Consider the following 24,209-nt stretch of genomic DNA (forward strand, 5'->3'; position numbering starts at 1 on the left):
TGTGTCGCTGTCGCGGCTGTGCCGCCGGGCCGCAATTCCGAATTGCCCGCTCGGGTGAGCTTCAGGCTAGCCCGTCCGGATCCGATACGCCCTGGTGAGCGGTCCGGACGGACTGGCTCCGCCGCGACCCCGACTCACCGGTACGCTGCGGTACGCCGACCGGTCCCACAACAGAAAGGCAGCCCCACCTGTGACTGCGATTCCTCAGGGTCGTACTCGCCGGGCCGCGATGGCGAGCGCCGTGTGCGCGCTGGTCGTGTCGGGAGCAGGCCTGACGGGATGCAGTGAGGACCCGGACGAGGGCACCAACGGGGTCGGCAAGCTGTCGGCCGCCGAGATCCAGCGCAAGACCCGTACGGCCGCCGACTCCGCCGACGCGGTACATCTCGCCGGGAACGTGGTGGCCGGCGGGCGCACCTACAAGCTCGACATGCAGCTGACGTCCGACGGCGGGACCGGGTCGGTCAGCGCACAGGGGGCCACCTTCCAGCTGCTGCGGATCGACGAGCAGCTGTACCTGAAGGCCGACGCCGGCTTCTGGAGCGACGCGGGCGGCGACGGCAAGGCGGACGCCGGGGCCGTGGACAAGCTGAACGGCAAGTACGTGAAGGTGCCGCAGGGCGACCCGACGTACAAGAAGTTCAGCGGCTTCACCGACAAGGGCCTGCTCCTGGACGGCCTGCTGACCCTGCACGGCACACTGGCCACGGACGGCCACCACGAGCAGGCGGGCACCCGCACCATCCGCATCACCGGCGACAAGGGCTCCGGCGGCACCCTGGACGTCTCACTGGAGGGCAAGCCGTATCCCCTGCTGCTGACCCGCGCGGGCGACGGAGGAACCCTGACCTTCTCCGACTGGGGCAAGGACTTCACTCTTGAGAAGCCGGCCAAGGACGACACAGTGGACTACGGCAAGCAACTACCGACGTCATGACAGAAGACGGCCTGTCGCGGACCGCTCAACGCCGCCTTCTTTTGAACAGCAGCCGCGGCACCCCCGCCGGGATCGGCTGACGCGTAGTCGCCGGCGACGGCACCGGCGCCTCGGCCAGCGACCCGTCCGGCAGCACCCCCATGGCGCCGGTCGGCTCCAGACGCAGCACCCGGCACTCCCGGCCCCAGCGCTCCGGCATCGCCTCGCCGTCGGGGGCGTTCAGCCGCTTGCCCTTCAGCTCGGCGACCGCCGCCTCCCACGCCTCGGAGCCCGAGACGAGCTCGACGACTTTCGCGTTCCAGGAGACCAGCCGGCCCCTCTTGTCCTTGCTGCGTACGATGACCTCGGCGGAGCCGCCGTCGGCCAGCCCCGGCAGCGGCTGCTCGCCCGGACCGTCGCCGACGACACACGCGGCACCCTCGTGCCACGCGTGCCACAGCGCCCGGGCCGGGAGACCGGGGCCCTTGACCCAGATGAGGCCGGACTTCTTCGTGGCCTCCTCGAGGAGGGCCTGGTCGAGCAGCTCGCTTGTCATGGCCCAAGACTAACCAGCGGACTCCGGCCCGGTCAGAGCCAGCCGTTCCGCTTCAGCGTGCGGTGGATGCCGAGGCAGATGGCCACGGTGATGCTCATGATCACCGGGTAGCCGTACTTCCAGTGGGTCTCCGGCATGTAGTCGAAGTTCATGCCGTAGACACCACACACCATCGTCGGTACGGCGATGATCGCGGCCCACGAGGTGATCTTGCGCATGTCCTCGTTCTGCGCGACGGACGCCTGCGCGAGGTTGGCCTGGAGGATCGAGTTCAGGAGCTCGTCGAAGCCGATGACCTGCTCGTGGACGCGGGCGACGTGGTCGGCGACGTCCCGGAAGTACTTCTGGATGTCCGGGTCGATCAGCCGCATGGGCCGCTCGCTCAGCAGCTGCATGGGGCGCAGCAGCGGCGACACCGCCCGCTTGAACTCCAGCACCTCACGCTTGAGTTGGTAGATCCGGCTGGCGTCCGTGCCGCGCGGCGTGCCCTTGCGGCCCGGCGAGAAGACCTCGGTCTCCACCTCGTCGATGTCGTCCTGCACCGCGTCCGCGACGGCGATGTACCCGTCGACGACATGGTCGGCGATGGCGTGCAGCACGGCCGACGGGCCCTTGGCGAGCAGCTCGGGGTCGTCCTGGAGGCGGTGCCGGAGCGCCCGTAGCGAGCCCTGGCCGCCGTGCCGGACGGTGATGAAGAAGTCCCGGCCGGTGAAGCACATGACCTCGCCGGTCTCGACGACCTCGCTGTTGGCGGTGAGCTCGTCGTGCTCGACGTAGTGGATGGTCTTGAAGACGGTGAACAGGGAGTCGTCGTAGCGCTCCAGCTTCGGCCGCTGGTGCGCCTGCACCGCGTCCTCGACGGCGAGCGGGTGCAGCCCGAACTCACTGGCGATGCCGGCGAATTCGGCCTCCGTCGGCTCGTGCAGTCCGATCCACACGAAGCCCCCGTCGCGGCGCACCTGGCGCATCGCCTGGTGCGGGGTCAGCGGCTTGTCGGTCTCCAGCCGGCGGCCGTCGCGGTAGACGGCGCAGTCGACGACGGCGGAGGGGGTCGCGGGGTCGCGGGTGGTGTCGTACGGGCCGCTGTCCTTGCGCAGCGAGATGCGGGAGGGGCGGACCACGGCACGCAGGTCGCGGATCATCGACATGAGCAGGCTCCTTCGCAACGGGCAACGAAGCGTGAAGGACCGCAGCACGGTTGGAACTGCCCGGAATGGGGACGTCCTGACCTCAGGATGTTTGGCACGTCCACAAAGCGGGGAGCACCGCACCGTTGCGGTGGAAGCTTCGTTGCTGATTCAGATCAGACGATCAGGCAAAGCGAAACGAAGTGCTCTTCCGTGGGAGGACGCAAGCGTGAAAGGACGGCGGTCAGCCGGAGCGGAACAGCCGGATCAGCTACATCAGCGGCGGGAAGAGCGAGTGGTACTGCACGGTCGACTTCGATCCATGACAGCCCCACCTCCTCCGGCCGGTCCCTCGTAAGGGACGTTCCATACCCCGTGAGGGGTTCCCCGTAGGGGAGTTTCCATCAGCGTCGGGACTCGATCGCGACTCCCCAGAGCCTCAAGGGCCTGGGTGTTACCCCCGTCTGCGTGCTGCCCCGAACACCGGGCAAGAGTATCAGCCGACTGAAGTGTCAAGGCGCTGCTTTGCCCTGTACTGACGAGTTCTATGCTCGCGGCATGGCTGATGTTCTTCCTCTGGTCGAAGCCCGGTTGCGCAGTGCGCTGGGCGAACCGGACGCGCGCGCGGCGGTCACCTTCCTCGGCACGGACCGCATCGAGGTGCTCCGTTTCCAGGAGGGCGACCTCGTCCGCTACGCCACGCTCGGCATGTCCGCGCAGCCCATGAGCGACCCCACCGCGATGGTCGCCGACCCGGTCAAAGGCCCCCGCGCCGAGCTGGTCCTCTCGGTCCGCGCCGGGATCGCCGACACCGACAAGGCGCTCCGTCCGCTCGCCGTGCTCGCCGCGTCCCCGCAGGTGGAGGGTGTGATCATCGCCCCCGGTGCCTCCCTGGACGTCGGTGAACCGCTCTGGCCCGGCGCCCCCTTCACCTCCGTCCTGGTCGCCGAGCCGGGCGGCCTGGTCGAGGACCTGGAGCTCGACGCGCCCGCCGATCCCGTGCACTTCCTGCCGCTGCTGCCCATGACACCGAACGAGGCCGCCTGGAAGCGTGTGCACGGCGCCCAGGCCCTTCAGGAGCGCTGGCTGACGAACGGGACGGACCTTCGGGACCCCGCCCGTAAGTCCGTCCCGCTGGACTGACCACGCGTGAGCAACCTCACCAACCAGTGGCCGAAAACCGTCAGTTGGCGAACACGGCGACGCTGTCCTCGGTCGCGTGCCTCGTCTCCAGCTCCTCCGCCTCGTGCGTGAGGGAGTTCCGCCGCACGACGACCACGAGCGCGCCCGCCACGGCCGTGACCGCCGCCACCACGAACGGGACCCGGATGCTGCCGGTCCACTCCTCGATCCGCGGTGCGAAGTAGGGCGCGGCCGCCGCCGCGAACCAGCGCACGAAGTTGTAGCCCGCGCTCGCCACCGGTCGCGGCGCGTCCGACACGCCGAGCGCCAGTTCCGTGTAGACGGTGTTGTTCACCCCGATGAAGGCGCCGGACAGGATCGTGCACACGACGGCGGTGGTGTGGTCGCCGTAGCCGAGGACGAGCACGTCGAGGGCGAGCAGCACCAGTGACCCGCCGAGCACCTTCAGCGAACCGAACCGCCGCTGCATGCGCGGTGCCACGATCACTGAGGACACGGCCAGCAGCACGCCCCAGGCGAAGAACACCGCGCCCGAACGGTACGGGCTCATGTTCAGAACGAACGGCGTGAAGGCAAGCACGGTGAAGAACGTGTAGTTGTAGAAGAACGCCGAGACCGCCGCGGATGCCAGGCCGCCGTGGCCGAGCGCCTTGATCGGGTCCAGCAGCGAGGTCTTGCGGGCCGGCTTGGGCTGCTCCTTCAGGAACACCGCGATGCACAGGAAGCCGACCGCCATCAGGAAGGCCGTACCGAAGAACGGGTAGCGCCAGCTGGCGTCCCCGAGCAGCGCGCCCAGCAGCGGCCCGCACGCCATGCCGAGGCCGAGGGCGGACTCGTAGAGCAGGATCGCCGCGGCGCTGCCGCCGGCCGCCGCGCCGACGATGACGGCGAGGGCGGTCGAGACGAAGAGCGCGTTGCCGAGCCCCCAGCCCGCCCGGAACCCGACCAGTTCACCGACCGATCCTGACGTGCCCGCGAGCCCGGCGAAGACGATCACGAACGCGAGGCCGAGCAGCAGGGTCTTGCGGCCGCCGATCCGGCTGGAGACGAAGCCGGTGACCAGCATCGCCACGGCGGTGATGAGGAAGTACGAGGTGAAGAGCAGGGAGACCTGACCGGCCGTGGCGTTCAGGCCGCTCGCGATGGACGGCAGGATCGGGTCGACGAGTCCGATGCCCATGAAGGCGACGACGGACGCTCCGGCCGTCGCCCACACGGCCTTCGGCTGCCGCAGGATGCTGCCCGCTCCCGCGTCGAAGGTGTCCATACCGATGCTCCCATCCGGTCCGAGGTGGCTGTCAGCTACACATAGTATGTTAGCTAGTCTAATTAATGTAAGCTACATCTATATTTGGCCGGTGAATCGGTTCCGTCCGGACGGGTGATCGTCCTTGACGTGACGCAGAAGGGGTAGGACCGTGGGGGCCTATGAGGGGCGAACCCAGTTGCCCGAAGTGTGGTGGCCGGGTCAGGGCTCCCGGACTCTTCGCCGACACCTGGCAGTGCGACGTGCACGGCACCGTGCATCCGGTGCAGCCTGTGATCCCGCCCAGCGTCGAGGCCCTCGGTGTGGTCGTGCACCGCACTCAGGTGCCGGTCTGGATGCCGTGGCCGCTGCCGATCGGCTGGCTGTTCACGGGCGTCGCCAGCGCGGGCGACGACCGTACCGGAGGTCGTGCGACGGCCGTCGCCTGCTCCGGACCCGGCCCGCTCGGCGGCATGGGCGAGATGATCCTGGTCGCCGAGGAGCTCGGGGTCGGGCTCGGGGCGCGCTACGCCGGTATCGACGGCCCGGATCCGGGGTCGTACATGAACGTCGAGAAGCCACCCCAGGCCAAGGTCCTCGCCGCCGGGCGTCCTACGCCGCTGTGGCATGTCTCGGGTGCGCCCGACGACCGTGCCGTGTTCGCGGGGGAGGCGCTCGGGATGTGGCTGTGGGCGGTCGTGTGGCCCGAGCAGTCGGGGCTGCTGATGTACGACGAGCTGGTGCTGACGGATCTGCGGGATGCGGGGGCCGAGGTGGAGTTGGTGCCCTGCGGAGCGTTGTCACCGCGCTTGCTTGGGCCGTAGCGCCCACGGAAGAGGGGGTGTCTCTTGTGTGGCGGCTGCGGGTCTTCTGTGGCTGGTCGCGCAGTTCCTCGCGCCCCTGGGTGGGTGACGGTAAGGGGCGTGTGGCTGTGCAGGGGGTGACAGGGATGGTTGAAAAGCTGGTTATCCTTGAGCGTCCCTGCCTGTCCCGGCGTTTGGAGTTCGTGCGTGCGTATCGATCTGCACACCCACTCCACTGCTTCCGACGGGACGGATGCACCGGCTCAGTTGGTGCGTAATGCTGCCGCTGCCGGGCTGGATGTCGTGGCGTTGACCGATCACGACACGACCCGTGGGTATGCCGAGGCCATCGCCGCGTTGCCGGAGGGGCTCACTCTCGTCACCGGTGCCGAGTTGTCCTGCCGTATCGACGGGATCAGCATGCACATGCTGGCCTATCTCTTCGACCCCGATGAGCCCGCGCTGCTCGCCGAGCGGGAGTTGGTGCGGGACGACCGGGTGCCGCGGGCGCAGGGCATGGTCGGCAAGCTGAACGAGCTGGGCGTGGCCGTCACCTGGGAGCAGGTGCTGCGGATCGCCGGTGAGGGATCCGTGGGACGGCCACATGTCGCGACGGCGCTGGTCGAGCTCGGTGTCGTACCGACTGTCGGGGACGCCTTCACCGAGGACTGGCTGGCCGACGGTGGCCGGGCCTTCGTCGAGAAGCACGAGACCGACCCGTTCGAGGCGATCCGGCTGGTCAGGGCCGCGGGCGGCGTGACCGTGTTCGCGCATCCCGCCGCGAGCAAGCGGGGCCGTACGGTGCCGGAGGCCGTGATCGCCGAGATGGCCGCGGCCGGGCTCGACGGCATCGAGGTCGACCACATGGACCACGATCCCGACACGCGGGCGCGGCTGCGCGGGCTCGCGAAGGAGCTCGGGTTGCTGACGACCGGGTCCAGCGACTACCACGGCAGCCGCAAGACGTGCGTGCTCGGCGAGTACACGACGGATCCCGAGGTGTACGGCGAGATCACGCGGCGGGCCACCGGAGCGTTTCCCGTCCCGGGGACCGGCGGGGCCTAGCCAGGTCACCTTCACGTCCGTTTTCGAGGCACCCGGCGCTGTCGGCCGTGCCCACCCGTTCCGCCCCGCGGAACGACTGCCCACAGCGGTAGCGGCACAGCGGCTGTAGCCCCGCGCTGCCTGACCACCGCGCGTTCACTCACCTCGCAAGGCCCTCCACTCATGTTCGACCTCGCTGTCTTCGGCTCTCTCTTTCTGACCCTCTTCGTCATCATGGATCCCCCCGGGATCACCCCGATCTTTCTCGCGCTCACCGCCGGGCGGCCGGCCAAGGTGCAGAGGCGGATGGCCTTTCAGGCGGTCTGTGTGGCAGGTGGGGTGATCACGGTGTTCGGGCTTCTGGGGCACCAGATCCTGGACTACCTGCATGTATCCGTGCCCGCGCTGATGATCGCGGGCGGGCTGCTGCTCCTGCTGATCGCGCTCGACCTGCTCACCGGCAAGACGGACGAGCCGAAGCAGACCAAGGACGTCAATGTCGCCCTCGTCCCGCTGGGCATGCCGCTGCTGGCCGGACCGGGCGCGATCGTGTCGGTCATCCTGGCCGTGCAGAAGGCCGGCAGCGTCGCCACGCAGGTGTCGGTGTGGACGGCGATCCTCGCCATCCACGTGGTGCTGTGGCTGGTGATGCGGTACTCGCTGCTGATCATCCGGGTCATCAAGGACGGCGGCGTGGTCCTGGTGACGAGGCTCGCGGGCATGATGCTGTCGGCCATCGCGGTGCAGCAGATCATCAACGGCGTCACCCAGGTGATCCAGGGCGCCTGACCTCGACGTATGCGCGAAGCCCCCGTACGGCCCAAGGGCCGTACGGGGGCTTCGAAGCTTCTGCGGTGATCCGCGTCTGTTATGAGGCCGTGGTCTCGGCCGGTCGGATCCACAGCCGCTGCCCTGTCGCGGCGGCCTGCTGAACGATCCGGTTGACGGAGGCGGCGTCCACGACGGTGCTGTCCACGGGGGTCCCGTCGAACTCGTCGAGTCGCATGATTTCGAAGCGCATGGCTTCTCCCTTCGTCTGGTCATCCTCCTGCGGAGAACTACTGGGGTTACACACGTATGCAACGGGCTGCGTGTTACAAACATTCCCTACGCTAAAGAAATTTTTCGAACGGCTAACTACTGACCGGTAAGCGGCCGCCTAGTGATCAAGGCGGGACTGACCGGGACCGGTTGTGTTCGCAGCGTGACCGCCGGGACAATGGGAGCGATGAACGACGACCTCGCGGCGCTCGCCGCCCGCATCGACCACACCAACGAGCTGCTGCAGCGCATGCTCGCCGAGGTGGCGAAGACGCCCTCGACCCATGCGATCTTCGTCGACGCGGGCTACCTCTACGCGGCCGCGGGACGGCTGGTCGCCGGCACGGAGGACCGCCGGGCCTTCGACGTGGACACCGAAGGGCTGATCGAGGCGCTCATCGACCGGGCGCGCACCATCTTCGCGGACAGCAGGCTGCTGCGCGTCTACTGGTACGACGGCGCGCGGCGCCGTATCCACACGGCGGAACAGCAGGCGATCGCCGAGCTCCCCGACGTGAAGGTCCGCCTGGGCAACCTCAACGCCAACAACCAGCAGAAGGGCGTCGACTCACTGATCAGGACCGACCTGGAGTCGCTGGCCAGACACCGGGCCATCAGCGACGCCGCCCTGCTCGGCGGCGACGAGGACCTGGTGTCGGCGGTCGAGGCGGCGCAGGGGTACGGGGCACGGGTGCACCTGTGGGGCATCGAGGCACCGGAAGGGCGTAACCAGGCCGAGCCGCTGCTCTGGGAGGTCGACAGCCAGCGCACCCTCGACCTCGACTTCTTCAAGCCGTACGTCGCCCGGCGCACGGCCGCCGCCTACGAGGGTGCCGGGTCCCGGCCGACGCGGGAGGACGTCCGCTTCGTAGGCGCGCAGATCGCGGCGAAGTGGCTCGCGGCACGGGGCCGCGAGTCGCTCGTGGAACTGCTGCCCGGACATCCGTATCTGCCCGGCTCCGTCGACCAGGACCTGCTGGTCGAGGCGGAGGGGCTGCTCCAGTACTCGCTGCGCGGCCAGTCGGATCTGCGACGGGCGCTGCGGGACGGGTTCTGGGAGCACCTTCAGGCGCAGTATTAGGGTCCCCTAGGTCTCGGTCGCGCGTACGCCCGCGTCGTCCACGGTGTCCCAGAAGTCGGCGACCGCCTGGGCCGTGCGCAGGGGCTGGTCGGCGTTGGGGGAGTGCTCGGCGCCGGGGATGACCGTGCGGCGGGCGTTCAGCCGGGCGGCCATGTCGTCGAGGACCGGGACCGGCCAGGTGTCGTCGCTGGCGCCGGACAGTACGTGGAACGGGAGCGGCAGGGCCGCGAGTTCGTCGACGCGGTCCGGCTCCGTGCACAACTGGCGTCCCGTGGCGAGGAGTTGCGCGGGCTTCGTGCCGAGCCAGCGGCGGCGCAGCAGCTCCTGTCCGCCGATGCCGCGCGCCGGACCGCCGACCTCCTCGGGCGGGCCCATCGCGAGGATCGCCTCCCATGTCTCGGCCATGTCCATCACGCCGAGCGCGTCCCGCAGCAGCTTCACGCGCTGCTGCTGGGAGTCGGAGATCTGCGCGGGGCCCGACGCCATCAGGGTCAGCGAGCGGAACGGCGTGTGGTCGAGGAGGACGGCGGCCCGGGCGATCTGGCCGCCGAGGGAGTGGCCGAAGAGGTGGAGCGGGGCACCGAGGTCGCCGAGAGCCGCTGCCTGCGCGAGCACGTCCCTGGCCAACTCGCCCTGCGCGTAAGGGGCTTCGTCGCGCTCCGGACCGTCCGACTCGTGCTGGCCCCGCCCGTCCACGGCGACCGTACGGTAGCCGCGTGCCGCGAGCGGCTCGTGCATCAGCGTGAAGTCCTCCTTGCTGCCGGTGAACCCGGGGAGCAGCAGGGCGACCCCTCGGGGCTCGACGCCGGCGGCGACCGGGGAGTCGACGACGGCGAACGTGCCGCGGGAGGTGGACAGGGGGTAGGCGCGGGCGTTCGGGGGCGGCGTGAAGGCGGGTTCGGTGGTCACGGGGGGAGGGTAGCCCGTGCACCGCCTGACCCCCACCCACCGGCCCGGGAACGCCGACGGCCCGGCCCCGCGCTGGGCGGGACCGGGCCGTCGTACGGGAGATCAGCTCTCCGCGGGCTCCGTGGCTGCCGTGGCCTTGCGGGTGCGGCGCACCTTGGGCTTCACCTCGGCGGTGCCGTCGGCGGCCTCCACGGTCGCCGCGGCCTTGCGGGTCCGACGCCGAGGCGCGGGTGCCTCCGCGGCCGCCGGCTCCTGCGTGGCCTGGGCCGGGATGTCGGCGGCCGGCGCGGCGGCCGCCTTGCGGGTCCGGCGGACCTTGGGCTTGGCCTCAGCGGCCTCGGCCGTGTCCACGGCGGCCTCCGCGGTGGCCGTCGCCTTACGGGTCCGGCGCGGCTTGGCCTCGGCGGCTTCCGGCTCCACGACGGTCGCCGCGGCCTTGCGGGTCCGGCGCGGCTTCGCCTCCGTGCCTTCGGCCGTGTCGACGGCTGCTTCGGCGGGGGCCGCTGCCTTGCGCGTACGACGCGTCTTCGGCTTGGCCTCGGTGGCCTCGGCCGTATCGACGGCTGCCTCGGCGGCGGCGGTCGCCTTGCGGGTGCGCCGCGTCTTGGGCTTGGCCTCGGCTGCCTCGGTGGTCTCCGGCTCCTGGGCCGTCTGGGCCGGGATGTCGGCGGCGGCCGGGGCCGCTGCTTCGGCGGGCGCCGCGGTCTTGCGGGTGCGGCGCGTCCTGGGCTTGGCCTCGGTGGCCTCGGCCGTGTCGACGGCTGCCTCGGCGGCGGCCGTTGCCTTACGGGTCCGGCGGCGCGGCTTGGTCTCCGCGGCCTCCGGGGTCTCCGGGGCGGCCTCGGTGGTGCCCTCGGCCGTGTCGACGGCGGTCTCCGCCGGGGCGGTCGCCTTGCGGGTGCGGCGGCGCGGCTTGGTGGCGGGAGCGGGAGCCTCTTCGGACTCCGCGACCTGGGAAGCCGTGGCCGCCTCGGACGGCTGGACGGCCTCTTCGACCTTCGCGGTCTCCGAAGGCTTGGCGGCCTCGGGCTCCGTCGCCGTCACCGTCGTCGTCTCGGCCGAAGTCGCCTTCGGCTCCGCCGACTTGCGGGTGCGGCGGCGGCGCGGCTTCGCCGTGGCCTCGTCGGTGACCTCCAGGGAGGGGCCCTCCGCCGTGGCGACGGCCGCCTCAGCGGCCTCCGCGGGCTCGGGCGCCGAGGACGTGGCCGGCACGGCAGCGGTCGGCTCCGCGGCCCCGCCGCGGGTGCGGCGACGGCGGCGCGGGGTGCGCGGCGCGGTCACGGCCTCCGACGCGGCGGCCTCGACGGTCTCGTCCGCCGTAGCGGGACCGGCGGCCGGCGCCGATGTCCCGTCCAGCGCGGCCCCGCCGCGCGTACGGCGGCGGCGACGCGGCGTGCGGGCCGGGCGCTCGCGGTCCGACGAGGAGGAACGGGACTCGTCCCGGCCGCCCCGGCCACCGCGACCGCGGCCACCGCGCCCACCGGTCTCGCCGAGGTCCTCCAGCTCCTCCGCCGCCAGCCCGGCGCGTGTGCGCTCCGAGCGGGGCAGGACGCCCTTGGTGCCCACGGGGATCTTCAGTTCCTCGAAGAGGTGCGGGGACGTGGAATACGTCTCCGGCGGATCGTTGAAGTCCAGCTCCAACGCCTTGTTGATGAGCTGCCAGCGCGGGATGTCGTCCCAGTCGACGAGGGTGATCGCCGTACCCGTGTTGCCCGCGCGGCCCGTACGGCCGATGCGGTGCAGGTACGTCTTCTCCTCTTCCGGCGACTGGTAGTTGATGACGTGCGTCACGCCCTCGACGTCGATGCCGCGGGCGGCGACGTCGGTGCAGACGAGGACGTCCACCTTGCCGTTGCGGAAGGCGCGCAGCGCCTGCTCGCGGGCGCCCTGGCCGAGGTCGCCGTGGACCGCGCCGGAGGCGAAGCCGCGCTGCTGCAGCTGGTCGGCGAGGTCGGCCGCGGTGCGCTTCGTACGGCAGAAGACCATGGCCAGTCCCCGGCCGTCGGCCTGCAGTATGCGCGCGACCATCTCCGGCTTGTCCATGTTGTGCGCGCGGTAGACGTGCTGCGCGATGTTCGCGACCGTCACGCCCTCGTCGTCCGGCGCGGTGGCGCGGATGTGGGTGGGCTGCGACATGTAGCGGCGCGCGAGGCCGATGACCGCGCCCGGCATGGTCGCCGAGAACAGCATGGTCTGGCGCCGGGCCGGCAGCATGTTGATGATCTTCTCGACGTCGGGCAGGAAGCCCAGGTCGAGCATCTCGTCGGCCTCGTCGAGGACGAGCGCCTTGATGTGCTTGAGGTTGAGCTTCTTCTGGCCTGCGAGGTCCAGGAGACGGCCCGGGGTGCCGACGATCACGTCGACGCCCTTCTTGAGGGCCTCGACCTGCGGCTCGTAGGCCCGGCCGCCGTAGATGGCGAGGACGCGCACGTTGCGCACCTTGCCCGCGGTCAGCAGGTCGTTGGTGACCTGCGTGCACAGCTCGCGCGTGGGGACGACGACGAGCGCCTGCGGGGCGTCGGTGAGGTCCTCGGGCTTGGCGCGCCCGGCCTCCACGTCGGCGGGGACGGTGACGCGCTCCAGGAGCGGGAGACCGAAGCCCAGGGTCTTGCCGGTGCCGGTCTTGGCCTGGCCGATGACGTCCGTGCCGGAGAGGGCGACGGGGAGGGTCATCTCCTGGATGGGGAAGGGGGTGACGATGCCGACGGCCTCAAGGGCCTCGGCGGTCTCGGGAAGGATTCCGAGCTCTCGGAAAGTCGTAGTCAGGGTGCTGCCTCTTCTGTGTGCGCGGTGCGAGGCGAGCGCGGGGGTCTTGACGGACCGTGCCGGGGACGTCGGCTGCCTTACGGGCTGGCCGTAGGGCACGGGACCACTGCCGACGCTCTAGCGCTCGTACCGCTGAGGGTGTCCCTCCGGTCGTCGTACGCAACAGTGCCGTACGGCCGGGGAGGGCTGTCGGGTCGGAGCCGATCGGGCCACCGACCGGGCATCCTCATAACGTGCGGCCCGTCGAATACGTCAGAGTACTCAGCGGGCGCATTACCACCATACCCCGGAATCGCGCACATGCGATGGCCGAATTGGTCACGTAGTCGGCGTCACAGTGATTGACCAGGGACTTCCGTGACACGGTGAGCGGGCTATTGTGCGCTTCATGACGACGCCTGACAACACCTCCGACGTCCCTGACCCCTCCGACACCCCCGCCGAGCACACCGGGGTCGCCGCCCAGGACTGGGCGCGGGCCGCCGCCGATCCGCAGTACCGGGCCGCTGTCGTGGATCTGCTCGGCGCGCTGGCCTACGGGGAGCTCGCGGCGTTCGAGCGGCTGGCGGAGGACGCCAAGCTGGCGCCGACGCTGGCGGACAAGGCGGAGCTGGCGAAGATGGCGTCCGCCGAGTTCCATCACTACGAGAAGTTGCGGGACCGGCTCACCGAGATCGGGGCGGAGCCGACGCAGGCCATGGAGCCGTTCGTCGCGGCGCTCGACGGGTTCCATCGGCAGACGGCGCCCTCGGACTGGCTGGAGGGGCTGGTCAAGGCGTACGTCGGTGACTCGATCGCCAGTGACTTCTACCGGGAGGTCGCGGCTCGGCTCGATTCGGACACGCGTGGGTTGGTGCTCGCCGTGCTGGACGACACCGGGCATGCGTCGTTCGCGGTGGAGAAGGTACGGGCGGCGATCGACGCCGATCCCCGGGTGGGTGGGCGGCTCGCGCTGTGGGCCCGACGGTTGATGGGGGAGGCGTTGTCGCAGTCGCAGCGGGTGGTCGCCGACCGGGACGCGCTGTCGACGATGCTGGTGGGTGGGGTCGCGGACGGGTTCGATCTCGCGGAGGTCGGCAAGATGTTCTCGCGGATCACTGAGGCTCATACGAAGCGGATGGCTGCGCTGGGCTTGGCGGCGTAGGTTTCTCGCCCCCGCCGCCCCTACCCGTCCCATCCCCAGGGGCTCCGCCCCTTCGACCCCGCCAGGGGGCTGCCGCCCCCTGGACCCCCGCAATCGGCCCTCCGGGCCTCGTCCTCAAACGCCGGACGGGCTGGAAGTGCTCGTCCTCAAACGCCGGATGGGCTGGAAGTGCTCGTCCTCAAACGTCGGACGGGCCGAGAACGGGGCGTCAGTCGTCCGGCGGCCGGTCGTTGTCGGGGCTTACGCGGTCGCCGAGTGGCGGCGGAGTCTTCCCGCCGGGCGTACCAGCAGGGAGAGGGAGGCGGCGGAGACGACCGCCGAGCCGACGAGGATCACGAAGAGGTTGCCGAAGTCCAGCGCGGTGTGGGTGATGAAGGCGCCGAAGAGGGCGCCGGCGACACCGGTCGGCAGGACCAGGGAGCGGGCGGGCAGGCGGTGCGGCAGGCGGTGGGCGGTGGCCCATGCCAGGGCCAGGCCGAGGATCGCGGAGCTGAGCGCTTCCAAGAGCATGCTGGGGGTCCCTCCCACATGGCCGACCTGCTCGAAACGGTCGTAGCCCGTCATACCCCTGACCTGCGGAATGCAATCCTCCTCGGTGAGAGGCCTGTGCTCCGTCCGTGGAGAAACGCGGGAGGGGCCCGGCGACCGTGGTCGCCGGGCCCCTCCCGTCCTGCTTGTCCGCCGACGCCTGTTACAGCGCGCCGAAGCCCACCTTGCGCGGAGCCGGCTCACCGAGCTCCACGTACGCCAGGCGGTCGGCCGGGACCAGGACCTTGCGGCCGTGCTCGTCCACGAGGCTCAGCAGCTGCGACTTGCCGGCGAGCGCCTCGGACACCGCCCGCTCCACGTCCTCGGCGCTCTGACCGCTCTCCAGAACGATCTCGCGGGGCGCGTGCTGCACGCCGATCTTGACCTCCACGGCTATGTCCCTCCGACGGTCAGTGAAGTGCGCGACCTTCCGCGCCGTACCCAGCACACATTAGCCCGGTGAGGGGACGTTCACGCTCCGCCCAAGAACGCCAGGAGCGAACAGTGGACGGGAACAAACGCCCGGCACGTGTGCGTGCCGTCGCCTCATGCCGTCGCCTCAGTGGTGCTCGGTGCCGTGCAGCGGGAAGCCCGCGATGCCGCGCCAGGCCAGGGACGTCAGCAGCTGCACCGCTTGGTCGCGGGGCACGCTTCGGTCGCTGTGCAGCCAGGAGCGGGCCACGACCTGGGCGAGGCCGCCGAGGCCGGAGGCGAGCAGCATCGACTCCGCGCGGGAGAGGCCGGTGTCCTCGGCGATGACGTCACAGATCGCCTCGGCGCACTCGTTCGTGACCTTGTCGACGCGCTCGCGCACGGCCGGCTCGTTGGTCAGGTCCGACTCGAAGACCAGCCGGAAGGCGCCGCCGTCGTCCTCGACGTACGCGAAGTAGGCGTCCATCGTCGCGCGGACGCGCTGCTTGTTGTCGGTCGTCGACGCGAGCGCGTTGCGCACCGCCTGGATCAGTGACTCGCAGTGCTGGTCCAGCAGGGCGAGATAGAGGTCGAGCTTGCCCGGGAAGTGCTGGTAGAGCACCGGCTTGCTGACGCCGGCGCGCTCGGCGATGTCGTCCATCGCGGCAGCGTGGTATCCCTGCGCGACGAAAACCTCCTGGGCAGCGCCCAGGAGCTGGTTCCGTCGGGCACGGCGCGGCAGGCGAGTGCCCCGCGGGCGTGCCGCCTCTGTCTGCTCGATGGCTGTCACGCCGCCTCCCAATGTCGTCCACATGCGGTGTGCGCCGCGTCGCCATCGTACTTTTCGGTAACCCTGGTGTGCGCGGTGCGAGCGCAGAATTTCACGGACCGGACAGTGACGAAAGTCGCGCAGAAGGTTTGAAACCCGGTCGGAACGGGCAAAAAGTGGCCTCTCTCCTGCTCAACGGCACTCTCTTCCGTGCCGTGCTGTACCTGCGTTCGCACTCAGCGGCCCCTGTGCCGCTCCGCGTCACCGGTAGTCGTCCTCGTCGATGGAGACCACGCGCGCCTGCTCGATCAGATCGGCCTCGTTGGCCCGGTCCTGGTTCGCGCCGGTCAGCCGGTCGTCGCGGTCGGGCCTGACGTCGGCCTGCTGCTCGGCGGCGTCGGCCGCGGGGGCCTCGACGTCGAACTCCTCGTCCTGCTCGGTGTCCTCGACCGCGAAGGTCTCGGGGTCGCTGGGATCGACGGCCATGGCGGGCTCCCTTCCTAGAACGTCCCCGTGGGGCACGACGTCCCTGGGTGAAGCAGGGGTCCACATCCGGGTGCCCTGCGTACGAGCCTAGGAGACACCGGATCCGGACGCTATGCGATCCCGCGGGGGATCTGTGGGTGATTCGGGCGTCCTCGGGGTGGTTTCTGTGGTCGTGGTGCGGGTGCCCGGTTTCCCGGCCGGGAAGCTGCCATGTACGTGTCGACTTGTGACGGCGAACACATGAACCACTGCGTGATCGTCTCGTAACATTGCCGCATGTCTTCGACCGAGCTCCCGTCAGCGCCGGCCGTCAATGTGCTCCCCAAGGTGGCGACCGTCAGGGTCGCGGAGGGCGAGCGGCTGCGCGCGGTCGGGCTGCCGGGGATCACGCTGACGGTGCGGTCGAGACCGCCCGCGCGCGAGGGCCTGCCGCCCGCACTCTACGTCCACGGACTCGGCGGCTCCTCGCAGAACTGGTCGGCACTGATGGAGCTGCTCGACGGCGACGTCGACTGCGAGGCGGTCGACCTGCCGGGCTTCGGCGACTCGCCGCCACCGGACGACGGCGACTACTCGATCACCGCGCACGCACGCGCGGTGATCCGCTATCTCGACGCCTCCGGCCGAGGCCCCGTACACCTCTTCGGCAACTCGCTCGGCGGCGCCGTCACCACGCGCGTCGCCGCCGTACGTCCCGACCTGGTCCGTACGCTCACGCTCGTGTCTCCCGCCCTGCCCGAGATCCGCGTCCAGCGCAGCGCCGTGCCCACGGCCCTGCTCGCGGTGCCCGGGGTGACGACGCTCTTCACCCGGGTGACCAAGCAGTGGACGGCGGAGCAGCGGGTCCGTGGCGTGATGCACCTCTGCTACGGCGACCCCACGCGCGTGTCGCCGGAAGGATTCACCCACGCCGTCGAGGAGATGGAACGGCGGCTGCAACTGCCGTATTTCTGGGACGCGCTGACGCGTTCCGCGCGCGGCCTGGTCAACGCCTACACGCTGGGTGGGCAGCACGCGCTGTGGCGTCAGGCCGAGCGGGTGCTGGCCCCGACGCTGCTCGTCTACGGCGGCCGCGACCAGCTCGTGGGCTACCGCATGTGCCGCAGGGCCGCCCGCAGCTTCCGTGACTCCCGCCTGCTGAGCCTGCCGGAGGCCGGGCACGTGGCGATGATGGAGTACCCGGAGGTGGTCGCCCGGGCGTTCCGTGAACTCCTGGCGGAGTCGGGGGAGGCGTCGGCAGGGGAGCCGACGGCCGCGGGGCCCGCTCGGGGCGGGACCCTGAGTAAGGAGGCCGCCGCGGACCGGGGCGACGCCGTGACCGAGAACGCGGGGAGCTGAGGCGCGACGTGGGACGTCACAGCCGCCGCGGGCCCGCCGCCAAGCCCAAGCGCGACACCGCGGACACGACGGCACGACAGGACGCCCGGGGTGACTCCCGTGGGGTACCGCCGGAGACGAGTGCGGGCCGGCGAGGGCCGTCCGCGCCGGGAGCGGGTCCGGGAGCGGGGCAGAGCGGTTGGCCGCAGGGGGGCGGGCCGGGCGGTCGCCGGGTGCCGGGTCCACCGCTTCCTCGGCAGGGGATGCCTGGCGGTGGGGCTCCGATGTACGGCGGCCGGGGCTTTCCCGAGGGCACGCCGGCGCAGGGGGTTCCGCGGCTGCCCGACGGTACGCCCGCGCATGGCTTCCCGAGGTTCCCCGACGGCACGCCGGCGCACGGGGTTCCGCGGCTGCCCGACGGCACTCCTGCCCATGGTTTTCCCAGGTTCTCCGACGGCACCCCGGCCCGGGGTGTCCCGAGGCTGCCCGACGGCACCCCCGCGCACGGCACCCCCCGGGCCGGTGGCGGCCATCCCGAGCAGCGTGAACCCGGCGGTGCCTGGGGTGAGTTGAGGGGGCGTACCGGGGTCGCGTACGGCGCTCCCGCGGGCGCCGGCGCGCCGCCCGCGACCGGCGTTCCGCTGCCACGGCCCCGGCGGGCATCGCCGTCCGAAGGGCCCCGGCAGGAGTACCTGGAGGCCTTCGACGCGGACGTCGACGTCTTCGCGCCCCGTACGTCCGAGACCGCGCACGCGGCCGGCCTCTACGGCTCCGTGACCGACTGGGACACCCGGTCCGGTGCCGGCGACGGCGTCGCGGACGATGCCGAGACGGACGTGGACGACGACACCCCGCCGACCGGCGAGCCCGTCGCGGCCAAGGGCGGCAAGGGCCGGACCTTCTCCGGCATCGCGGCCGCCGCCGTGGTCACCGTGCTGGCCGTCGTGGTCGCCGGTCAGGTCGCCAAGGGGCGGGACGACAACGACGTGCAGTCGCAGTCCGCCGCGGATCGGGCGCGGGACGACCGTGAGTCGGCCTCGCGCGGGGACGGGCGGCCGACGCCCTCCGGTTCGCCGAGCGTGGCCCCGCTGACGTACGAGCAGAAGATGGGGCGGACGTACGCGCTGAGCGCCACGCTCAAGGGCTCGGGGAAGTTCGAGGCGATCCCGGGTGTCGACAAGGCGCCCGGCAGAGGGCAGAAGTTCAGCTATCGCGTGGACGTGGAGGAGGGGCTCGGGCTGGACGGCGAGCTCTTCGCCGAGGCCGTGCAGAAGACGCTCAACGACGACCGCAGCTGGGCGCACAACGGCGCCCGTACCTTCGAGCGCATCTACTCCGGCAAGCCGGACTTCGTGATCACGCTGGCCAGTCCGGGTACGACGGCCGACTGGTGTGCCAAGTCCAGTCTGGACACCACTGTCGACAATGTGTCGTGCGACTCCGCCGCCACCGAGCGCGTCATGATCAACGCGTACAGATGGGCTCAGGGGTCGGAGACGTTCGGTGATCGGATCTACGAATACCGGCAGATGCTGATCAACCACGAGGTCGGTCACCGGCTCGGCTACCAACATGTGACCTGCGACAAGGACGGTGAGCTCGCTCCGGTCATGCAGCAGCAGACCAAGTTCCTCGACCACGACGGAATCCGCTGTCGCCCCAACCCCTGGGCGTACCCCGGGAGTTGACGGGTGTCCCCTCGGTACGTGGCCGGCATTCACTGTCGCTGACGTTCGGGCCGTCCGGGTCCCTGTGACGATGCGTGCGCGCTTGGGTCCCTAGCGCGACGGAACGCGACCTGCACGGGAAAGTTACGACCGTTCACCCCTTTTGGTGGCGCGATGGACAACCGTCCATCGCGCCACCGCCTTGTCCGCATACGTTCGTCCCGCTGTGAGCCGCCGGGGGAACGGCGGCTCCCCTTAGGGAGATCGGGGGTGTGCTCGTGCGCATCGGACTGATTGCGGAGGGTGGCTATCCGTATGTGAGCGGTGACGCCAGGCTCTGGTGCGACCGGCTCGTGCGCGGGCTCGGGCAGCACGAGTTCGACATCTACGCGCTCAGCAGCAGCGAGCGCCAGGAGGACGAGGGCTGGGTCCCGCTGCCACCGCAGGTCAGCCGTGTGCGTACCGCACCGCTGTGGGCGGCCGAGGACGACGGGGTGGTATACGGCCGCCGCGCGCGCCGCAGGTTCGCCGACTGCTACGGCGAGCTGGTGGCCGCTCTCTGCGCCGGGGGTGCCGCAGCCGGTCTGGGGTCCGCCGCAGACGCATCCGCAGCTTCCGAGCACGCCTCGGCCACTGAGGCGGACCGTTTCGGCAACGCGCTGTACGGGCTCGCCGAACTCGCCCGCGACGAGGGTGGGCTGGTGGGAGCGCTCCGCTCCGAGGCCGCCGTACGCGCCCTGGAGCGCGCCTGCCGAGCGCGGGGTGCCCTGCGCACGGCGCGCGAGGCGCGCGTCCCCGATCTGCTCTCCTTCGCCGCGCATCTGGAACGCGCCCTGCGCCCCCTCTCGCTGGACTGGTACGAGGACGACGGCCTGGGCTCGGTCGACCTCTGCCACGCCACTTCCGGTGGCGCCGCGGCCCTCCCCGGCCTGCTCGCCCACCACTTCAGCGGCGTACCCCTCCTGCTGACCGAGTACGGCGTCCGCCTGCGCACCCACTACCTGGCCGCACCCGAGGCCTCGCCCGCCGTACGCTCCCTGCTCGCCGCCCTGCACGGCAGGCTCGCCGCCGAGGCCTACGCCCGGGCCGCCCTCATCACGCCCGGCAACGGCCACGCCCGCCGCTGGCAGGAGCGCTGCGGCGCCGACCGCGCGAAGCTGCGCACGGTCTACCCCGGCATGGACGCCTCCCGCTTCGCGGAGGTCGGCGAGGCCCCGGGGTGCGCGGAGCCGGACTCGCTGGTCTGGGTCGGCCGTATCGAACCGGCCAAGGACATCGTGTCGCTGCTGCACGCCTTCGCCGAGGTACGCAAGGAGGAGCCGAAGACCCGCCTGCGGATCGTCGGCAGCCCGTCGGGCGCCGAGGGCGCCGCCTACCTCGGCCATTGCAGGGCACTGGCCGCGCAGCTCTTCCCCGACGAGGCCGAGGGCCCGCACACCGTCGGCGACAATCCCGTCTCCTTCGAGGAGATCGGCGGCCCGGAGATCCCCACCCTCGCCGACGCGTACGCCTCGGGCGGCGTGGCCGTCCTGTCCAGCGTCGTCGAGGGCTTTCCGATCGGCCTGGTCGAGGCCATGTTCAGCGGGCGCGCGACCGTGTCCACCGACGTCGGCGCGGTGGTGGAGGTCATCGGTGGTACCGGTCTCGTCGTCCCCCCGCGCAATCCGCGGGCGCTCGCCGAGGCCTGTGTGGCGCTGTTGCGCGACCCCGAGCGGTGTGAACGGCTGGGCGCGGCCGCACGCGCGCGTGCGCTCGAACTGTTCACTGTCGAGCAGAACGTCGCGGCATTTCACGGCATTTACCTGGAGATCGTCTCGCGCACACCGGTCCGCCGCCTCGTTCTGGACGAGGCCGGCGACCCCCTGCCCTTCGCCGTCCCCGCCGAAGCCCATGTCCCCGGCCGGTGGACCGACCGCACTGCACGCCTGGTGGCTCGCGGCGGCCCGGTTCGACCGCCGGGAGCCCCCGTGCGCGCCACCGTGCTGCCCGCGACGGAGGGAGCGCGATGAGCGGCGGCCTGGGCGGACTGGACCGCCCCGGGGTTCCGACCAGCCCAGGGGCCTGGGACGAGCGGTCGGAGGAGTGGCTCACGGTGGAGGGGGACGCCCCGGAGAGAGTGGAGGGAGACGTCCGGGAACGTGCCCCCGAGTCGCGGCCCGCCACGGTCGACGCACCGACCTCCAGCCGCACCTACGGCCCCCGCCCCGCCTCCTCCCGCCGCACCGGCGCGGACCCCGTCAAGGCACTGATGCACCGTCACCGCGCCCTCTGTGAACGCGCGGTGGACCCCTTGGAGATCGCCGCCGGCCTGGAGGCCCACGGCATCACCGACCGCACCGCGTCACGCTTCCTGCACCGGGACGTCTTCTCCCTCGCCGAGGAGATCTACGCCCGCGTACCCCGCGACGCCGACACGCCCGCCGGCCCTCCGCCCCCCGGCGCTCCCCGCGCACGCGCCGACTGGATCCTCCTCAGCCTCCTCCCCGGCACTCTCTGCACGGCGGCCGTGATCGCCCTGCACCTCACCCACGGCCAGTCCCGCCTGATCGCGGCCGCCGCGGGAGCCCTCGCCGTGGCCCTGGCCCTGCGCGCCGCCCTGGCCCGAGGCCCCCTCGCCGGCAAGGACCGCAGACATCCCTGTGCCACCCGAATCGCCTGGCTCGCCGCCTACGCCCTCCTCGGCGACGGACTCCTCCAGGCAGCCGCCGCCGGCGGACCCGACGCCCTCCCGAACGGCGCGGTCGACAGCCCCTGGCCGTTCACCACCGCCCCCGTCCTGGCCCTCAGCCTCTCCTGCGCCCCCGCGGCGTGGTGCGCCCACCTCCTCGCCGTACGGGCCCGTCGCAAGCTCTCGTCCAGCCGGGCCCTGGAGGAGTTCGCCGCCTCCGCGAAGCCGCTGCTCCTGGGCACCCTCACCCTCTATCTCTGCGCGCTGGCGGCCCTGCTGACCCTGACCACCACTGCCCTGGACGAGCCCCTCGCCTACCCCCAGACCCTCGCCCTGGGCGGCCTCCTGTTCCTCGCCCGCCTCCTCACCACGCACGGCTTCACCCACGCCCCCGCGCTCGTCCTGACCGCCGCGGCCTCGGCCGAGGCCACGGCCCTGGCCGCCCTCTTCGCGGCCCGCCTCCCCGGCTGTGCCTGGCTGGCGACCCCTGTCGAGACCCTCATCGACACCTGGGGCCCGGCCGCCGTCCCCGCCGCCGCCTGCGGCACGGCCGCCCTGATCCTCCTGCTGCACGCGACCCGCACCCTCACGAGGGCCTCGGCACACGCGACGCGGGACCAGCAGTGAACCCCCGCCGAGCGGCACCGACCGCCGCGCGCGCCACAGCCCTCACCGTTCCGCAACCGGAGGCATCACCACCCCAGCCCCCTCCGTCTGAGACCCCTTGAAGGAGAACCCCAAATGATCACCTCCCGACCCGATCACCCCTCGGCCCCGGGAGCCGCCCGATGAGAGTCCTGCTGATCGGAGCCAACGGCTACCTCGGGCGCTTCGTGGCCGACCGTCTCCTCGCCGACCCCGCCGTCCAACTCACCGCTCTCGGCCGCGGTGACGACGCCGACGTCCGCTTCGACCTCGCCTCCGGCAGCCCCGGTGCCCTCACCCGCTTCCTCGACGCGGTCCACCCCGGCGTCGTCATCAACTGCGCCGGTGCCACCAGGGGCGGCGCCCGCGAACTCACCCGCCACAACACGGTCGCCGTCGCCACCGTGTGCGAGGCACTGCGGCGCAGCGGCTGCGGCGCCCGCCTCGTGCAGATCGGCTGCGGCGCCGAGTACGGCCCGAGCCAGCCCGGCTCCTCCACGGCCGAGGACGCCGTCCCCCGCCCCGGCGGCCCGTACGGCGTCAGCAAACTCGCCGCCACCGAACTGGTCCTCGGCTCCGGCCTGGACGCCGTGGTCCTCCGGGTCTTCTCACCCGCGGGCCCCGGAACCCCCGCCGGTTCGCCTCTCGGCCGACTCGCCGAGGCCATGCGCCGCGCCATGCAGTCGGGCGACGGCGAGCTGAAACTCACCGGCCTCGGCGCGCAACGCGACTTCGTCGACGTCCGCGACGTCGCCCGCGCCGTCCACGCCGCCTCGCTGTCCGCCGCACAGGGCGTCATCAACATCGGCTCGGGGCGCGCCGTCCGCCTCCGTGACGCCGCCGCCGTCCTCGCGCGCGTGGCCGGATACGGCGGCGCCCTCCACGAACTCGACGGCCCGCCCGGCCCGTTGCGCCCGTCCATCGGCCACCCCCGCGCCGACTCGGACCACGCGATGCACGTGAGCCACGCGGTCCATGCCGCCCACGCGGTCTCGGGCCAGTCCGCCCCGGTCGTGTACCCGTACCCGGACGGCTGCGGCAGCTGGCAGCAGGCCGACGTGCGCACCGCACGCGACCGGCTCGGCTGGCGCCCCCGGATCAACCTGGAGGAGTCGCTGGGCGACATCTGGATGGAGGCGGCATGCCGTATCTGACCGGCACCACGCCGATCACGGCGAACACGGACCTCCGCACCGGCCTCGGCGTCCCCGGCTACGCACACCCCTTGCTCGCCCCGGCCGAGTGGGGCGAACTCACCAGGCCCGGCACTCCCGTGCACTGGGTCGTCCTCGACGTCGCCGACGGCCCCGGAGCCCGTCCCGACCCGCACTGCCTGCAAGCCGCCGGCATGCTCCACAACGCGGGCGTCCGCGTCCTCGGCCACCTGGACACGGCCCACCTGGACGCCGCCCGCCTCGACACGGCACGTGGCGCCCGCGCCTTCGGCGAGGTGATCTCCGAGGCCCAGCGCTATCTCGACTGGTACCGGGTCGACGGCTTCTTCCTGGATCGCTGCCCGACCGAGCGGGCCGCTCTGCCCGAGATCTGCCGTACGGTCACCACGCTCCGGGCGCTGCGTGACGAGGCCCACATCGTCCTCGGCCACGGCACCCACCCCCACCCGGGCTACGCCGAGTGCGCCGACCAACTGGTCACCTTCCGTGGCTCGTGGCGTGACTACCGCTGGTCGCAGGTGGCCGAGTGGACGGCCGACTACCCGCCCGACCGCTTCTGCCACTTCGTCCACGGAGTGCCCCTCGGCCACCTCGACGAGGCGCTGCGCATCGCCCGCTGGCAGGGCGCCGCGACCGTCTGGTTCACCGACCACACGGACCGCGGCGGACGCGCAGACCCGTGGGAGGCCATGCCCGGCTACTGGGACGAAATCGTCTCGCGGATCGGAACAGGTGTCTCGGAATGAAAAAGGCCATGGCACTGTTAC

At 71.5% G+C, this 24,209-nt stretch carries 23 protein-coding genes; 13 read left to right on the forward strand and 10 right to left on the reverse strand.

Annotated elements, in window-relative coordinates:
* Positions 1-190: 190 nt before the first annotated feature.
* A complete protein-coding gene (locus ACZ4UU_RS25135) occupies positions 191-937 on the forward strand; it encodes a hypothetical protein (RefSeq protein WP_471905624.1) in 747 nt (248 codons plus the stop codon).
* Positions 938-962: 25 nt separating this feature from the next.
* Here ACZ4UU_RS25135 and ACZ4UU_RS25140 read toward each other — a convergent pair whose 3' ends face one another.
* Positions 963-1,472: a hypothetical protein gene (locus ACZ4UU_RS25140; RefSeq protein ID WP_471905625.1), complete on the reverse strand. Its 510-nt coding sequence runs from the start codon at positions 1,470-1,472 to the stop codon at positions 963-965.
* 32 nt (positions 1,473-1,504) lie between these two features.
* Positions 1,505-2,620, reverse strand: a complete 1,116-nt coding sequence (locus tag ACZ4UU_RS25145; protein WP_471905626.1) for a magnesium and cobalt transport protein CorA — start codon at positions 2,618-2,620, stop codon at positions 1,505-1,507.
* A 537-nt stretch (positions 2,621-3,157) separates the two neighbouring features.
* Here ACZ4UU_RS25145 and ACZ4UU_RS25150 point away from each other — a divergent pair.
* On the forward strand, positions 3,158-3,742 hold the full coding sequence (locus ACZ4UU_RS25150) for a suppressor of fused domain protein (RefSeq protein WP_471905627.1): 585 nt from the start codon (positions 3,158-3,160) through the stop codon (positions 3,740-3,742).
* Between the two features lie 40 nt (positions 3,743-3,782).
* On the opposite strand, the gene ACZ4UU_RS25155 is transcribed toward ACZ4UU_RS25150, so the two are convergent.
* The gene (locus ACZ4UU_RS25155) at positions 3,783-5,009 is read right to left on the reverse strand and encodes an MFS transporter (RefSeq protein ID WP_471905628.1); all 1,227 of its coding nucleotides are present in this window, start codon (positions 5,007-5,009) and stop codon (positions 3,783-3,785) included.
* 161 nt (positions 5,010-5,170) lie between these two features.
* Between ACZ4UU_RS25155 and ACZ4UU_RS25160 the strand changes: the two genes are divergently transcribed.
* The 3 genes from ACZ4UU_RS25160 (at position 5,171) to ACZ4UU_RS25170 (ending at position 7,624) form a co-directional block, all read left to right on the forward strand.
* On the forward strand, positions 5,171-5,812 hold the full coding sequence (locus ACZ4UU_RS25160; protein ID WP_217210468.1) for a DUF6758 family protein: 642 nt from the start codon (positions 5,171-5,173) through the stop codon (positions 5,810-5,812).
* A gap of 186 nt (positions 5,813-5,998) precedes the next feature.
* Positions 5,999-6,856, forward strand: a complete 858-nt coding sequence (locus tag ACZ4UU_RS25165) for a PHP domain-containing protein (protein WP_471905629.1) — start codon at positions 5,999-6,001, stop codon at positions 6,854-6,856.
* 162 nt (positions 6,857-7,018) lie between these two features.
* The gene (locus tag ACZ4UU_RS25170; RefSeq protein WP_471905630.1) at positions 7,019-7,624 is read left to right on the forward strand and encodes a MarC family protein; all 606 of its coding nucleotides are present in this window, start codon (positions 7,019-7,021) and stop codon (positions 7,622-7,624) included.
* A 79-nt stretch (positions 7,625-7,703) separates the two neighbouring features.
* Here the strand turns inward: ACZ4UU_RS25170 and ACZ4UU_RS25175 are convergent, their stop codons facing one another.
* Entirely contained in the window at positions 7,704-7,856 is a 153-nt protein-coding gene (locus tag ACZ4UU_RS25175) for a hypothetical protein (protein WP_093747204.1), read from the reverse strand.
* A gap of 207 nt (positions 7,857-8,063) precedes the next feature.
* Between ACZ4UU_RS25175 and ACZ4UU_RS25180 the strand changes: the two genes are divergently transcribed.
* Complete coding sequence (locus tag ACZ4UU_RS25180; protein ID WP_471905631.1) at positions 8,064-8,957, forward strand: NYN domain-containing protein; 894 nt, start codon at positions 8,064-8,066, stop codon at positions 8,955-8,957.
* A 6-nt stretch (positions 8,958-8,963) separates the two neighbouring features.
* On the opposite strand, the gene ACZ4UU_RS25185 is transcribed toward ACZ4UU_RS25180, so the two are convergent.
* Positions 8,964-9,866 (reverse strand): alpha/beta fold hydrolase, encoded by a 903-nt coding sequence (locus ACZ4UU_RS25185; RefSeq protein ID WP_471905632.1) that lies wholly within the window; start codon positions 9,864-9,866, stop codon positions 8,964-8,966.
* A gap of 102 nt (positions 9,867-9,968) precedes the next feature.
* Positions 9,969-12,539, reverse strand: coding sequence for a DEAD/DEAH box helicase (locus ACZ4UU_RS25190; protein ID WP_471905633.1), 2,571 nt, complete (start codon positions 12,537-12,539; stop codon positions 9,969-9,971).
* Between the two features lie 472 nt (positions 12,540-13,011).
* Here ACZ4UU_RS25190 and ACZ4UU_RS25195 point away from each other — a divergent pair, with 472 nt between their 5' ends.
* On the forward strand, positions 13,012-13,776 hold the full coding sequence (locus ACZ4UU_RS25195; protein WP_471905634.1) for a ferritin-like domain-containing protein: 765 nt from the start codon (positions 13,012-13,014) through the stop codon (positions 13,774-13,776).
* A 240-nt stretch (positions 13,777-14,016) separates the two neighbouring features.
* Here ACZ4UU_RS25195 and ACZ4UU_RS25200 read toward each other — a convergent pair whose 3' ends face one another.
* From ACZ4UU_RS25200 to ACZ4UU_RS25215, 4 genes are all read right to left on the reverse strand, one after another.
* On the reverse strand, positions 14,017-14,286 hold the full coding sequence (locus ACZ4UU_RS25200; RefSeq protein ID WP_471905635.1) for a hypothetical protein: 270 nt from the start codon (positions 14,284-14,286) through the stop codon (positions 14,017-14,019).
* A 181-nt stretch (positions 14,287-14,467) separates the two neighbouring features.
* Positions 14,468-14,695 (reverse strand): DUF3107 domain-containing protein, encoded by a 228-nt coding sequence (locus ACZ4UU_RS25205; protein WP_062668721.1) that lies wholly within the window; start codon positions 14,693-14,695, stop codon positions 14,468-14,470.
* Positions 14,696-14,863: 168 nt separating this feature from the next.
* Positions 14,864-15,505 carry a TetR/AcrR family transcriptional regulator gene (locus ACZ4UU_RS25210; RefSeq protein WP_234765491.1) on the reverse strand — a complete coding sequence of 214 codons (642 nt, stop codon included), beginning with the start codon at positions 15,503-15,505 and terminating at the stop codon, positions 14,864-14,866.
* A gap of 240 nt (positions 15,506-15,745) precedes the next feature.
* Positions 15,746-15,970: a hypothetical protein gene (locus tag ACZ4UU_RS25215; protein ID WP_471905636.1), complete on the reverse strand. Its 225-nt coding sequence runs from the start codon at positions 15,968-15,970 to the stop codon at positions 15,746-15,748.
* A gap of 276 nt (positions 15,971-16,246) precedes the next feature.
* Between ACZ4UU_RS25215 and ACZ4UU_RS25220 the strand changes: the two genes are divergently transcribed.
* The 6 genes from ACZ4UU_RS25220 (at position 16,247) to ACZ4UU_RS25245 (ending at position 24,188) form a co-directional block, all read left to right on the forward strand.
* Complete coding sequence (locus ACZ4UU_RS25220) at positions 16,247-17,308, forward strand: alpha/beta fold hydrolase (protein ID WP_471905637.1); 1,062 nt, start codon at positions 16,247-16,249, stop codon at positions 17,306-17,308.
* A gap of 8 nt (positions 17,309-17,316) precedes the next feature.
* Positions 17,317-18,975: a DUF3152 domain-containing protein gene (locus tag ACZ4UU_RS25225; protein ID WP_471905638.1), complete on the forward strand. Its 1,659-nt coding sequence runs from the start codon at positions 17,317-17,319 to the stop codon at positions 18,973-18,975.
* 257 nt (positions 18,976-19,232) lie between these two features.
* On the forward strand, positions 19,233-20,963 hold the full coding sequence (locus tag ACZ4UU_RS25230; protein ID WP_471905639.1) for a DUF3492 domain-containing protein: 1,731 nt from the start codon (positions 19,233-19,235) through the stop codon (positions 20,961-20,963).
* Positions 20,960-22,249 (forward strand): hypothetical protein, encoded by a 1,290-nt coding sequence (locus ACZ4UU_RS25235; protein ID WP_471905640.1) that lies wholly within the window; start codon positions 20,960-20,962, stop codon positions 22,247-22,249. The genes ACZ4UU_RS25230 and ACZ4UU_RS25235 overlap by 4 nt, the downstream gene beginning before the upstream one ends.
* A 161-nt stretch (positions 22,250-22,410) precedes the next feature.
* Positions 22,411-23,421 carry an NAD-dependent epimerase/dehydratase family protein gene (locus ACZ4UU_RS25240; RefSeq protein ID WP_471905641.1) on the forward strand — a complete coding sequence of 337 codons (1,011 nt, stop codon included), beginning with the start codon at positions 22,411-22,413 and terminating at the stop codon, positions 23,419-23,421.
* Complete coding sequence (locus ACZ4UU_RS25245) at positions 23,409-24,188, forward strand: spherulation-specific family 4 protein (RefSeq protein ID WP_471905642.1); 780 nt, start codon at positions 23,409-23,411, stop codon at positions 24,186-24,188. The genes ACZ4UU_RS25240 and ACZ4UU_RS25245 overlap by 13 nt, the downstream gene beginning before the upstream one ends.
* The last annotated feature ends 21 nt before the right edge of the window (positions 24,189-24,209 follow it).

It is taken from the genome of Streptomyces sp. NPDC028907 (assembly GCF_055564995.1).